This is a genomic window from Streptomyces litchfieldiae, from assembly GCF_031845365.1.
Classification (GTDB): domain Bacteria; phylum Actinomycetota; class Actinomycetes; order Streptomycetales; family Streptomycetaceae; genus Streptomyces; species Streptomyces litchfieldiae.
Genome location: NZ_JAVREL010000008.1, coordinates 79,717 through 92,495, shown reverse-complemented (window position 1 = coordinate 92,495; position 12,779 = coordinate 79,717). Strand labels below are relative to the sequence as shown.

The 12,779-nt window shown below is 73.8% G+C and carries 14 protein-coding genes; 10 read left to right on the top strand and 4 right to left on the bottom strand.

The window, feature by feature from the left end; translation table 11 throughout:
• Window positions 1-90: 90 nt before the first annotated feature.
• From RM590_RS15630 to cutA, 4 genes are all read left to right on the top strand, one after another.
• Entirely contained in the window at window positions 91-651 is a 561-nt protein-coding gene (locus RM590_RS15630; RefSeq protein WP_311705171.1) for a hypothetical protein, read from the top strand.
• The gene (locus RM590_RS15625; protein WP_311705170.1) at window positions 639-1,448 is read left to right on the top strand and encodes a sporulation protein; all 810 of its coding nucleotides are present in this window, start codon (window positions 639-641) and stop codon (window positions 1,446-1,448) included. The genes RM590_RS15630 and RM590_RS15625 overlap by 13 nt, the downstream gene beginning before the upstream one ends.
• Before the next feature lie 423 nt (window positions 1,449-1,871).
• Window positions 1,872-2,501, top strand: a complete 630-nt coding sequence (locus RM590_RS15620) for a hypothetical protein (protein ID WP_311705169.1) — start codon at window positions 1,872-1,874, stop codon at window positions 2,499-2,501.
• Between the two features lie 112 nt (window positions 2,502-2,613).
• Window positions 2,614-2,937, top strand: a complete 324-nt coding sequence (cutA, locus tag RM590_RS15615; protein ID WP_311705168.1) for a divalent-cation tolerance protein CutA — start codon at window positions 2,614-2,616, stop codon at window positions 2,935-2,937.
• A 1-nt stretch (window position 2,938) separates the two neighbouring features.
• Here cutA and RM590_RS15610 read toward each other — a convergent pair whose 3' ends face one another.
• The 3 genes from RM590_RS15610 to RM590_RS15600 form a co-directional block, all read right to left on the bottom strand.
• The gene (locus tag RM590_RS15610) at window positions 2,939-4,021 is read right to left on the bottom strand and encodes an amidase (protein WP_311705167.1); all 1,083 of its coding nucleotides are present in this window, start codon (window positions 4,019-4,021) and stop codon (window positions 2,939-2,941) included.
• 84 nt (window positions 4,022-4,105) lie between these two features.
• On the bottom strand, window positions 4,106-4,231 hold the full coding sequence (locus RM590_RS15605) for a hypothetical protein (protein ID WP_311705166.1): 126 nt from the start codon (window positions 4,229-4,231) through the stop codon (window positions 4,106-4,108).
• A gap of 56 nt (window positions 4,232-4,287) precedes the next feature.
• Window positions 4,288-5,307, bottom strand: coding sequence for a LacI family DNA-binding transcriptional regulator (locus RM590_RS15600; RefSeq protein WP_311705165.1), 1,020 nt, complete (start codon window positions 5,305-5,307; stop codon window positions 4,288-4,290).
• A 333-nt stretch (window positions 5,308-5,640) separates the two neighbouring features.
• On the opposite strand from RM590_RS15600, the gene RM590_RS15595 reads away from it, so the two are divergent.
• From RM590_RS15595 to RM590_RS15570, 6 genes are all read left to right on the top strand, one after another.
• Window positions 5,641-6,789 carry an ROK family glucokinase gene (locus tag RM590_RS15595; protein WP_311705164.1) on the top strand — a complete coding sequence of 383 codons (1,149 nt, stop codon included), beginning with the start codon at window positions 5,641-5,643 and terminating at the stop codon, window positions 6,787-6,789.
• Entirely contained in the window at window positions 6,786-7,352 is a 567-nt protein-coding gene (locus RM590_RS15590; RefSeq protein WP_311705163.1) for a hypothetical protein, read from the top strand. Before RM590_RS15595 ends, RM590_RS15590 begins: the two co-directional genes overlap by 4 nt.
• A gap of 149 nt (window positions 7,353-7,501) precedes the next feature.
• Window positions 7,502-9,295 (top strand): vWA domain-containing protein, encoded by a 1,794-nt coding sequence (locus RM590_RS15585; protein WP_311705162.1) that lies wholly within the window; start codon window positions 7,502-7,504, stop codon window positions 9,293-9,295.
• A 13-nt stretch (window positions 9,296-9,308) separates the two neighbouring features.
• Window positions 9,309-10,064 carry a hypothetical protein gene (locus tag RM590_RS15580; protein WP_311705161.1) on the top strand — a complete coding sequence of 252 codons (756 nt, stop codon included), beginning with the start codon at window positions 9,309-9,311 and terminating at the stop codon, window positions 10,062-10,064.
• Between the two features lie 5 nt (window positions 10,065-10,069).
• Window positions 10,070-10,768 carry a hypothetical protein gene (locus RM590_RS15575; protein ID WP_311705160.1) on the top strand — a complete coding sequence of 233 codons (699 nt, stop codon included), beginning with the start codon at window positions 10,070-10,072 and terminating at the stop codon, window positions 10,766-10,768.
• Between the two features lie 158 nt (window positions 10,769-10,926).
• Window positions 10,927-11,523, top strand: coding sequence for a Dps family protein (locus tag RM590_RS15570; RefSeq protein WP_394813868.1), 597 nt, complete (start codon window positions 10,927-10,929; stop codon window positions 11,521-11,523).
• 19 nt (window positions 11,524-11,542) lie between these two features.
• Here the strand turns inward: RM590_RS15570 and RM590_RS15565 are convergent, their stop codons facing one another.
• Entirely contained in the window at window positions 11,543-12,688 is a 1,146-nt protein-coding gene (locus RM590_RS15565) for a glycerate kinase (RefSeq protein WP_311705159.1), read from the bottom strand.
• Window positions 12,689-12,779: the final 91 nt, after the last annotated feature.

The window sequence follows — 12,779 nt, the reverse complement described above, 5'->3', positions numbered from 1 at the left end:
GCTGAAAACTCACAAGGGGGCCGACACGCCCACCACTTGTCCTACGCTCGGTGAGGCCACGGTGACACCCCGTCAGGAGGTGAGGAAACAGTGACCCGATCACCCAACGAGGCACTGGCCACCCTCATCACCGCGTCCGGCGCCAGCCACAAAGCCATGGCGCACCGCGTCAACCAGCTAGCCGCCGCAGCCGGCCGGACCACGGCGTACACCCACACGAGCGTGGCGAACTGGCTCGACGGCATGATCCCGAGACAGCCCGTTCCCGCTCTGCTGGCACAGGCGTTGGGGGAGCGGCTCGGCCGCGCGGTGGACGTCGCCGAGATCGGCATGGCCACCTCCAGCCCAGACGACGCCGGCGGGCTGGAGTTTCCACGTGACCCTGCCGACGCCGCACAACGGGCAGCCGACTTCTGGAGAGACATGCACCGCCGTTCACTCGTCGGACGGGCGTTCGTCATCAGTGCCTACACGCTGCCCCTCACCCGCTGGCTGATCCAGCCGGCCGTCGCCGCCCCGCCCACGGCGGCGGCCGGCGCGTCGGACAACAGGACCTCACCGAGCTCTGGGAGCACGCGGAGCAGGCCCGGCAGTGGGACGCCCGCTACGGCGGAGCGAACTGGCGCACCAGCCAGGTCGTGGACTGTCTGACCACCCGTGCGGCCCCCCTGCTCACCGGGAGAGCTTCCCAGCGGATCGCCGACGGCTTGTACTCCGCCGCGGCCGAACTGTCCCGGCTTGCGGGCTGGGCGGCGTTCGACGCGGGAGAACACTCCCTCGCCCAGCAGCATTTCGTCCAGGCACTGAGTCTGGCGCGGGCCGGCGGCAACGCCGAGCTGGGCGCCTACGTCCTGGCCACCATGGCGCTCCAGACCATGCGTCGCGGCTACCCGACCGAGGCCATCGACATGGCCCGGGGCGCCTACGAACGCGCCGGCCGTGACGCCACACCCCGCGTGCGCGCCTTCGCCCAGCTCATCGAGGCCCGAGCCCATGCCCGGACAGGCGACGAACGGGCGGCGGCTCGCGCCATGTCCGGCTGCGAGCAACTGCTGGATGCCGCACGTGGGAAAGAATCCCCCACCTACATCGCTTACTTCGGCCCCGCCCGTATGGCCAGCGACGCGGTCGAAATCTACCGGGACCTGGGAAAACCACACGTCGCCGCCGGATGGGACGCCCAGTGCACCATGCCCGCCGGCCACACCCGGGCCGTCGGGCTGCGCCTGTCCGTCACCGCAACCGCGCATCTCCGGGCCCGCGACCTCGACCGGGGCCTGGCCGTCGGCCGCCGCGCGGTGGACATCCTCGCCGGCGTCGCCTCCGCCCGAGCCCGCGAGTACGTCCAGGACATCCACACCGCCCTCACCCCTTGGGCGCGAGAGCCCCGCGTGCGGGCATGGCGGAGCCATGCCCGCCGCCAGATGAACGGCGACCTGGGAAGCTGAAACGCTTGCTGCCCGACGTCTCACCCCAGGTGTGGGAGACGGGAGGGGTTCATGATCAGCCAGCCCGTCCCGGCCGAGGTGTCCCTGGCCTTCGACCGGCTCTGCCGTGCGGGCTTCACCAGCCGCCTCCTGCCCGCTCGGTAGCGGCCACATCACCCACCCGGTTCGGAGCGTCGGGGATGGGAGCGGGGGATCGGCAGTGAGGTGGCCGGGGCGTTGCCGGGTTCGGGCAATGATCCGCGAGGCTCTGTCGGGGGAGGATGCTCTTACCAGCGGAAACCGCGCAACGGGATCGGGTCCGGCTGTCGTGCTCTACCGGTTCCGGGCAACGAGGGCGCGCGTTTGCTGCTGCCGAGGGCCTTTGCGCAATGGAGGCACGGGACGAAGAAGGGTTCACCATGACACTGAGCAGAGGCAGAGCCGGTGAGTAAGCGGCATGTGCAGAAGATGCTGCGGGAGATGGCGGGCGGGGGGCCCGTTGAGGTCACCAGCGCCATGGCGACCATGAAGAAGCTGACCCGGCTCGCCTTCATCGCCCAGCAGTTCGGCTACGCGTACGCGGACATACGGCAGGGCGGTGGGCCGCAGGGCAACGGGCTCATCATGCTGCTCGTGCCCGACCCCAGCCCGCAAGCCCGGGAGCGCGCCGAACGGAACCGGGCGCGGTACCCGCAAGCGGGCGACGGGGGCTCGCTGCCGTCGCTCGTGCCCGAGGAGATCGAGCTGCTCAAGGCCCGCATCAGTTTCGACCTCGCCGCCAGGACGACCGACAAGCAGAAGACAGTGATCGCGGGAGTCGGGTTCACCGTGTTGGCCGTGATCCTCGGCTTCCGGCTCGGCGGCGACTCCACCGACCTGGCCATCGCCGGCATCGTCTGGGTCGCGCTCATGGCCACCCTCCCCGGCTTGCTCGTCATCAACCGACGCTACAAAGCCAAGTACGCCGCCCGGCTGCAAGCCGCCGGGTTCACGCCGATGACCGACCGAAGCGGGCGGCTGCGGTACGTGCCGCCCGGCGGCCAGCTTCCCGGGCACGGCGGTCGGCTCGCATGAACGGCGGCGGCCGGTGCGGCGTCACCAGCCGCCTGGTGCCCGCGCGGTAGCGGCCCGTCGGTGCCCGGACGTTCCGGTACGGTCGCAACAGCGGGTACCGAAGGAGATCTCCGTGGCCGATTACCTGACCGTGCTCACGACGACCGACAGTGCCGAGAAGGCGCGGGCCCTGGCGCGTGGTGCCGTTGAGGCACGGGTCGCGGCCTGCGCGCAGATCGACGGACCGGTCACCAGTGTCTACCGGTGGGAGGGGGCGGTGCGGACCGATCAGGAGTGGCGCGTGGCGTACAAGACAACCGCCGCCCGGTACGCGGACCTTGAGCAGTACATCAGGGGCGCCCACGACTACGACACCCCCGAGATCATCGCCACCCCGATCACGCACGGCAGCGCCGCCTACCTGTCGTGGCTGGACGAGGAGACCGCCGGGGCGTAGTTCAGAGCGACGGCAGCGCGGGAGCCATGGGAGCCGGGGTCGCGCGGGCCAGGGTCAGGAGCAGGGACTCCCGGCCGTGCCGGGCGACCAGGTGCAGGCCCACCGGCTCCCCGGCCGGGGTGTGGCCGGCCGGGAGGCTGATCGCCGGGTGGCCGCTCAGGTTGAACGCCCAGGTCAGTGCCGTGTTCATCCGCTCGCCCGGCCCCTGGTGGCCATGCGGCGGATGCGGCGTCGTCGGGGTGGCGATCAGGTCGGTGGCGGCGAACACGTCGGCCAGCAGCGCGTCGTTGAGCGCTCGCAGGCCGGGGCGCGGCGGTCCCGGCGCGCGCAGCGCGGACCACGCCGGAGCCGGGTCGTTCAGCCGCACCGGCCGGTCCACCGGCGTCAGCGGGTGCCGCTCGATCAGCTCCGACAGCGCGCTCTCGGCGACCTTCGTGACCTCCGGGTCGGTGTCGGCGAAGCCGAGCGTCGGCGACCAGATCACCCGGGGCCGCCGCCCCGGGCGGGCCAGCCGGGCGACGGTGTCCGTGTGCGCCACCGCGTCCAGATAGGCCGCCGCGTCCTGGGCGTGCCGCGCGAGCGGACCGCCCACGTTCAGCCCGGCCCGATCGCGCGCCGGCAGACGGCCGTTGGTCGGCTTCAGCCCGATCACCCCGCACCACGCCGCCGGGATGCGCACCGAGCCCGCGCCGTCGCTGCCGGTGGCCAGCGGCACCATCCCGGCGGCCACGGCGGCGGCCGAACCGGCCGAGGAGCCGCCGGGGGAGCGGTCGGGCAGCCAGGGATTGCGCGTCGGACCGCGGTCGGTGGCGCCCCACGTCTGCCACGAGGTGCCGGGCCCCGGCGTGGCACCGGCGCCCACCGGGACACAGCCCGCGCTCAGCAGCCGCCTGCTCTGCTCCGAGGTGCGCCCCTCGGTGGCCTTGACCGCGATCGGCACCCCGGCCAGCGGCAGCCGTTCGCCGCGCCGCACGGCCTGGTCGACCGCGCGGGCGCGCGCGGTGGCGTAGGTGCGCCAGGCCACGGTGAACGCCCGCACCCGGTCGTCCAGCCGGTCGATCAGCCGCAGCGCCGCCGCCGTCACCTCGGCGGCGGACAGTTCGCGCGCGCGGACCGCCGCGGCGATCGTGGTGGCGGTCAGCCCGGTGTACTCGTCGTCGCGAATCGCTCAGCCACCCCCGCCGGTCCCCGCCCGGCGCGGCAGCGCGCGCGGCACGGCGGAGAAGTCCGGCCGCGCCCCGGCCGGGAGGGTGCCGGGAGCGCGGCCGAACGTCCGGATGCACGGGCGCTGCATCGATCTCCCTGGAATCGAACCGCGGGCGGACCGCTTATGTCGGCAGTGAAACCGTTCTACCGGCGCAGCGTCAAGACGTCGCCCGGCGCCGGCCCCGTCGAGCCGCGCAGCGTCAACGACGGGGCGGCGTCCTGGACATCACCGACCGGGCCGCCGCCCGCGGCCTGCCGCAGCCGCCGCGCCGCGCGGCGGCCATAGGCGATGATGTCCCGGCTCAGCGCGGTCAGCGGCGGGTTCACCAGCTCGCACAGCGCGGAGTCGTCCCAGGCCACGATCGACACGTCCGCCGGCACCGCGAGCCCCAGGCCCTGCGCCGCGGTCAGCCCGGACACGGCCATCACATCGTTGTCGTAGATCAGCGCGGTGGGCCGCCGCTCGCCGGTCAGCAGCTCCCGGGTCGCCGCCGCGCCCTGCTCGCCGCTGTAGTCCGCCTCCACCGTGCGGCCCTCCAGGCCGAGTTCGCCGCTGATCAGCTCGAACGCGGCGGTCCGCACCGAGGTGTGCCGCAGCCGGCCCGGCCCCGACACCCGCGCCACGCGGCGGTGACCGAGCGCGGCCAGATGGGTCACCGCCATCACCACCGCCGCCGTCTCGTCGCTCCACACGGCCGGCAGCCCGCCGGTGCCCTGCGGGCCGCCGATCACCACCGCCGGCATGCCCAGCTCGGTCAGCACCGGCACCCGGGCGTCGGCCACCCGCAGGTCCATCACGAAGACCCCGTCCACCAGGCGGCGCGCCCACCAACTGCGGTAGAGCGCCAGCTCGGCGGCCTGGTCCTCCACCATCGTGAGCAGCAACGGCGTGGTGTCCCGGGCGATTTCAGCCTGAATGCCGGAGAGCAGTTGCATGAAGAACGGCTCCAGGCCGAGGGTTGGCACCGGCCGGTGGACCACCAGGCCGAACGAGCCGGCCCGCCCGTCGGACAGCGCGCGGGCCGCGCTGCTGGGCTGCCAGCCCAGCTCGTCCGCGATCGCCAGGATCCGTCGCCGCGTCGGCTCGGAGACCCCGGGCCTGCCGTTGAGCGCGAAGGACACGGCGGCCTTGGTGACCCCGGCCCGCCGGGCGATGTCCTGCATGGTCGGACGTTTCAACGCTTCTCCCAACGACGTACGAGCGGCCGGGCCCGCGGCGCGTTCCCGCGCTGCTCCCGACCGCCGTCACCCGGCGAACCGCGCCATTGACGTTCGCGTAGTCCCGGCCCTCGTTTCCGGCGGCACCGCCCCGGGCCCTTCGCCACGGGCACCGCCGGCCGGGCGCTCCGGGCCGCCCCCGGCATGATCCATGAGCCGCCTGGCATGTTCAACGCCCCGACGGCCGGGGCGGCCGGGGCCCAGGGGGCGTCCGCCCCGGATCCGGCCACTCCCCGGGTGGCCGCCCGGCGGTCCCCGGCGTAGGGCACAATCGAGCCGATGAGTACCTACCGTGAGCGCACGCGTCGCCAGACGGCACGGGCATCCGTTCTGCGTGCCATCGCCACCCGGGAGCGTCGCTCACATCTGTCGGCCCCCCGGGTCCCCACCGTCGGCATCGACATCGGGGGGACCAAGGTGATGGCCGGCGTCGTGGACGCGGACGGCACGGTCCTGGAGCGGGTGCGCACCGAGACGCCCGACAAGTCCAAGAGCCCCAAGGTCGTCGAGGACACCATCACCGAGCTGGTGCTCGACCTGTCCGACCGGCACGACGTGCACGCCGTCGGCATCGGCGCCGCCGGCTGGGTGGACGCCGACCGCTCCCGCGTGCTGTTCGCCCCGCACCTCGCCTGGCGCAACGAGCCGCTGCGCGACGCGCTGGCCGCCCGGCTGGTCGTGCCCATCATGGTGGACAACGACGCGAACACCGCGGCCTGGGGCGAGTGGCGGTTCGGCGCGGGCCGGGGCGCCGACCACCTGGTGATGATCACGCTGGGCACCGGAATCGGCGGCGCGATACTGGAGGCCGGCCGGGTCAAGCGCGGCGCCTACGGCGTGGCCGGCGAGTTCGGCCACATGCAGGTGGTCCCCGGCGGGCACCGCTGCCCCTGCGGGAACCGCGGCTGCTGGGAGCAGTACAGCTCGGGCAACGCCCTGGTCCGCGAGGCCCGCGAGCTGGCCGCGGCGGACTCGCCCGTCGCCCATCACATCCTGGACCGGGTCGGCGGGCAGATCGGCGACATCACCGGGCCGCTGATCACCGAACTGGCCCGCGGCGGCGACCCGATGTGCGTGGAGCTGCTGGAGGACATCGGCCGCTGGCTCGGCATCGGCATCGCCAACCTCGCCGCGGCCCTCGACCCGGCCCGTTTCGTCATCGGCGGCGGCGTCAGCGAGGCCGAGGACCTGCTGATCGGCCCCGCCCGGGACGCGTTCCGCCGCCAGCTCACCGGCCGCGGCTACCGCCCGGAGGCCGACATCGTCCGGGCCGAGCTCGGCACCGACGCCGGCATGGTCGGCGCCGCCGACCTGGCCCGCCTGGTCGCGCGCCGCTTCCGCCGCGCCAACCGGCGCCGGGCCGAGCGCGCGCATCGCACCGGATTCGAGCTGCGGCTGCCGCCGCGGGGACGGGCGGCCAGACCATGACGACCACGACCACCTCCCCGGCCGCCGACGCCCCCGGGCGGCCCCCGCGACGCCCGCGCCACCGCTGGCTGGTGGCCGTCGTCGTGGTGCTGCTCATCGCGATCCCCGCCGGGTACCTGGTGCTCTCCGCCTACCAGAGCCGGGACAGCGGCGAGGACAAGGCCCGGGCCGCCTCCGCGCGCGCCCTGATCTACGAGTGGCCCAGCAAGGTCCAGCGCCGCATCTACGACGTGCCGATCCCGCCCGGCTCGGCGTATGTGGGCTTCTACGAGACCAACGCGTGGGAACGCAGCTCCCTGTTCGTGGAGTTCCGCTGCTCGCCGCGCCAGCTCAGCGCGTTCCTGGAGGAGCTGGGCACCGACCGTTCCGCGCTGTCCGAGGACGCCGTCACCATCGGCACCGAGCAGGCGGACGTGGTCGGCTGGCGCTTCGACGACCCCGAGCGGGTCTTCGCGGGCACGGTCGTCCACCAGTCGTCGATGGAGCCCGAGGTCGCCATCACGGTGGACCTCACCCGTGAGGAGCGGCCCCGGGTCTACGTGGTGTCCACCACCGAGCCCTGACGTCACTCGCGCCACCTCCGTTCAACTCGCCTTCCGCGCCCGGTAATTGCTCCCGTCTGCCCTCTCGACGATTGTTGAACAATCCCCTAAGGTGCTGAGGGGACACAGTGGGGGAGCAACCTCGGACGTTGTGGGGGTGTCGCATGGGGATGTACATATCTGCCGGCCGCCGGAGCCGGCTGCCGCTGATACTCGCCGTCTCGGCCGGGCTGGCGGCGATCCTGGTCACCTTCCTCGTCGTCCGGACCGGCGGCCCCGGACGGGGCGACTGCGTCGAGCTGGCCGTCAACTCCTCCACGGAGAAAGGCGATCTCCTCGCCGAGCTCGCCGAGGAGTACAACGACGCCGACCGCGCGTTCGGCCCCGACGACACCTGCGCCGAGGTGTCCGTCGCCAAGACCACCTCGGGCGTCGCCATGGAGGCACTGGCCGACGGCTGGGACGAGGACCGCGAGAAGGCGCCCGAGCCGCAGGTGTGGATTCCGACCTCCACTCTCTGGCTCGATCTGCTGCGGGAACGGGCCACCGCCGCCGACCGCACCGTGCTGACCGACGCGGAGCCCGCGTCCATCACGGCCAGCCCCCTCGCCATCGCCATGCCGCGCCCCATGGCCGAGGCCCTGGGCTGGCCCGACGCCGCCATCGGCTGGTCCGACGTGCTGTCCCTGACCCAGGACCCGCGCGGCTGGGGCTCCCTCGGCCACCCCGAGTGGGGCCGCTTCACCCTCGGCAAGGACAACCCGCACACCTCCACCTCCGGACTCGCCGCCACCGTCGCCGCGTTCTACGCCGCCACCGGCCTGTCCAGCGACCTCGGACCCGAACAGCTCGAAGACCCCGAGGCCCGCGCCTTCGTCGAGGGCGTGGAAGCCGGAGTGCTGCACTACTCCGACGACGCCGTGACCTACATGGCCAACCTCGCCGAGGCCGACGCCGAGGGCCAGGCGATGTCCTACACCAGCGCCGTCGTCGTCCAGGAGCAGCTCATCCACCTCTACAACCAGGGCAGCCCCACCGGCGACCCCGAACTGATCGGCGAGGGCACCCGCCCCCAGGTGCCGCTCGTCGCCCTCCACCCCGACGACGGCACCCTCATGCTGGACCACCCGTACGTCGTCCTCCCCTCGGCCGACGCCGGGCAACGGGCCGCCGCGGCCGACTTCCAGGACTTCCTGCTCGACGACGAACGCCAGCGCCGCTTCACCGACCTCGGCTTCCGCACCCTCGACGGCCGGCTCGGCGCCGACCTGGCCACCTCCCTGGGCGCCGACCCCGACCGGCCCCTGTCGCTCATCGAGCCGCCCTCGCCCCAGATGCTCACCGGCATCCTGGAGAGCTGGGACGAACTGCGCAAGAACGCCCGCGTGCTGCTCGTCGTCGACGTCTCCGGCTCCATGAACGAGCCGGCCGGAGACGGCCGCAGCCGGCTGGAGGCCGCCAAGGAGGCCGCCATCGCGGCACTTGACCTCCTCCACCCCGACGACGAGGTCGGACTGTGGGCGTTCTCCACCGAGACCGAGGACCACCCCACGGCACCCCACCGCGAGATCCTGGCGCCGACCCCCCTCGGCGAGGGCCGCGACGCCCTCACCGAGGCCATCAACGGCCTGCACGCCGAAGGCGGCACCGCGCTGTACTCCACGGTCCGCGCCGCCCACGAGTACATGCTCACCGACCTCGACACCGACCGCATCAACGCGATCGTGGTCCTCAGCGACGGCAGGAACGAATACCCGCCGGACAACGACCTCGACGCCCTGCTGCGCGACGTCGACGCCGACGAGATGGAACGCTCCGTCCGTCTCTTCCCCGTCGCCTTCAGCGGCGAGGCCGACTACGACACCCTCGCCGAGATCGCCGCCGCCTCCCGCGCCGCCGCCTACGACGCGCGCGACCCGGCCACGATCGACCGCGTCATGATCTCCGTGCTCAGCAACTTCTGACCGGGAGCCCACCATGAGCACCCAACGCCGCGCGGGCACCGACCCGCCCGGCATCACCGCCGCCGTTCTGCTGGGCGCCGCCGGCGCCGCCGTCGCCGCCCTGGCCGGGGCCGCGCTCACCACCGCGCTGCCCACCGGCGCCGGCATCGCCCTGCTGGTCTGGACGGTCAACGCCCTCGCCACCCGGATCACCGCCCCCGCGCCGCCCCCGCCCCGCGCGGCGGCCCCCGCACCCGCCGGCGACACCGGCCGCTGGCTCGCCCGCGCCACGGCCGCCGCCGACCGGCTCGCCGCCCACCGCGCGGCCGAACCCCAACTCGCCGACGCCGCCGCCTACGCGCGCACCGCCGCTGAACAACTCCGCCGCCGCGCCCGGGCCGTGGCCGTCCTCGACGCCTCCGCCGGCACCGCCGACTCCCGGGAACTTCGCCGCGACCAGCACCGGCTGGAGAAGGAGGCCGCCGCCCTGCCGCCCGGCGCCCTCAAATCCGCCAAGGAGTCCTCCGCCGCCGCCACCGCCGAACGCGCCGCCGCCCGCGAACGGCTCGACGAACTGCGCGACGTGCTGCTCGCCACCCTGGAATCCACCACCCTCCGCCTGGAGGCCGCCGCCGAGCGCGGCTCGATCATCGTCTCCCTGCGGGCCGCCGGCGACGCCGCCCTGGAGGGCCGGCTCGACCTGACCCCGCTCGGCGCCGAACTGGCCGCGGTCCAGGCCGGGTTGGACAAGCTGGAGGAGATCACCCACGACCTGCTGGGCGAGGGGTGACGGACATGCGCCACGCCGAACCGGGCGCGGCGAGGCCGCTGCTCGTGGGCCTCGGCCTGCTGCTCATCCTCCTGGCCGGCGGCGCCGCCTGGGTGCGGGACCCGCTGGAGGGCGGGGTGTTCGTGCTGATGGCGCTGATCCCTCCCACCCTCCTGCTCGCGCTGTCCTGCGTCTACTTCTCCATCCACTACCTCTACGCCGACCAGCCGCGCTGGCGCTTCCTGACCGGCGGCGCCGCCGTCGGCTTCCTGGCGGGCACGGCCTGCGCCCTCCTGCTCGCGGTCGCGGTGATCTGCGTCTCGGGCCCGCAGCTCTACCAGGCCGCGTTCGGCGAGCGGTCCCGGGCCGTGATCGCCAACGTCCGTTACCCCTCGGACCAGGAGGGCGAGCCGCACGGCACCGTCCGCTACGAGCTGCGCGACGCCGTCACCGAACGCGACCTCGGCTGGATGGCGTTCGGCCCCAAGGAGGCCCTCACCCCCGGCGAGCACGTCGAGGTCTACGCCGACCCCCACGGCCTCGCCGCCCCGGTCGCGGCCGACCGCATGGGCTGGCTCACCGTGCCCGCCCTGGTGCTGGGCGCCGCCGCGACGGCCACCGCCGCCGCCCCCACCCTGGCGGTGGCCTGGCAGCGCCGCCTCGTCCGCCGCCACGGAACGTTGCACGACTACTTTCGCCACTGGCACGAGCGACGGCAGCGATGAGCCCCCGGAGCGACGTCCGCGGACGCGCGTCCGGCGCCGGATCTCCGTTTGCGGGGTCCGTGAGAGGCTGATCAACTTTTTATGGCGCACCGCGCGGACGCGCGCGCCGGGCACCGTCGGCCCCTGTGGCGGGGGCCGCCCTACTCCGAGGAGCCGCCATGAACGCCAGCCCACAGATGACCACCCAGGAACGCAGCCCGGACGGCAGCCAGCCCTGGCTGCACCAGCGGGGCGAGGTCATCCAGGAATTCGGCACCGTCAAGCAGTTCCCCGTGTCGCTCACGCACGACACGCGCCTGTACTCCTGCCAGCGGCTGAACAAGGTCCTCGCGGACACCCAGATCCTGTACAGCCTCTACAAGAAACACCACTGGCTCATGCGCGGCGCGACGTTCTTCCAGCTGCACCTGCTGATGGACAAGCACGCCGACGAACAGCTCGAACTGGTCGACAAGATGGCCGAACGCGTCCAGACCCTGGGCGGCATCGCGGTCGGCGACCCGCGGCACGTCGCCGAGATCACCACCATCCCGCGCGCCCCGAACGGCGCCGAGCACGTGCCCGCCATGCTGTCGCGGCTGCTGGAGGCCCACGAGGCGATCCTCACCGACTGCCACGACGCGGCGGCGCGCGCCCAGGAAATGGGCGACGACGGCACGAACGACCTGCTCATCTCCGAGGTCATCCGCACCAACGAGCTGCAGAGCTGGTTCGTCGCCGAGCACCTGGTCGACACGCCGCTCGTCCGCGCGTAGGCCCGTTCGGCCCACTCCGTCAGGGCCGGGGCAACTGCTCCTCGGCCAGTTGGCGGGCGACCCGCTCCAGCAGCGGGCCCGCCTGCGCGATGCACACCTCGGGGTCCGGCTCGATCTCCGTCAGCGGATACGCCTTCCCGATGCCCGCGCCGCGCAGCGCGTCCTCGTCGATGGCCAGCCGGCCGCAGACCGCCACCACCCGGCGGCCCGCCGCCCGGGCCGCGGCCGCCACCCCGGCCGGGGCCTTGCCACGCAGCGTCTGCTCGTCCAGCGAACCCTCACCCGTGATGACGAGATCGGCGCGCTCCAGCGCCGACGCGAACCCCAGGACGTCCAGCAACACCTCGATGCCCGGCCGGAACACCGCGTTCAGACCGAGGAGCGCGCCGAAGCCGATGCCGCCCGCCGCGCCCGCGCCCGGCGCGGCGGCGCACTCGGTGGCACGCGCGCCCACGGTCTGTTCGAGCACCCGCACCAGGTTCGTCAGCGCCGCGTCCAGCGCCTCGACCTCCACCGGATCGGCGCCCTTCTGCGGCCCGTAGACGGCCGCCGCGCCCTGCGGCCCGGTGAGCGGGTTGTCCACGTCGCTGGCCAGCACGAACTCGGTGTCCTTCAGCCGGGAATCCAGCCCGGACAGGTCCACCTCGGCCAGTTCCCGCAGCGGCCCCCCGCCGAACGGCAGCGGGTCGCCGTCCGCGTCGAGCAGCCGGGCGCCCAGCGCCGCCAGCATGCCCGCGCCGCCATCCGTCGTCGCCGAGCCGCCCACGCCCAGCACCACCGTGGTGGCCCCGCCGTCCAGCGCCGCCGCGATCAGCTCGCCCGTGCCGTAGGTGGTGGCGGTCATCGGCGCGAACGTGAACGGCGGCAGCAGCGCCAGACCCGACGCCTGCGCCATCTCGATCACGGCCACCTCCTCGCGCCCCGCCAGCGTGGCCAGGACGGGGAGCCCCAGCGGCCCCGTCACCTCCAGCTCCACCGGCTCGAAGCCGCTCGCCACGGCCGCCGCCACCGTGCCGTCCCCGCCGTCGGCGACCGGCAGCGCCTCAACGACGGCCGTCGGCCGGACGGCGCGAATGCCCGCCGCCACATGCTCGGCGACCTCGGCGGCCGTCAACGAGCCCTTGAACTTATCCGCGGCGATCAATACGCGCCCCGTGTCGGTCATGTTCCGCCCTTTGTGATCATTCGGCTCGGGGCGACCCTATCCGGCACCCACCGCCCGCGACCATGGGCGACGGGCGCCGGATGGGTCACAT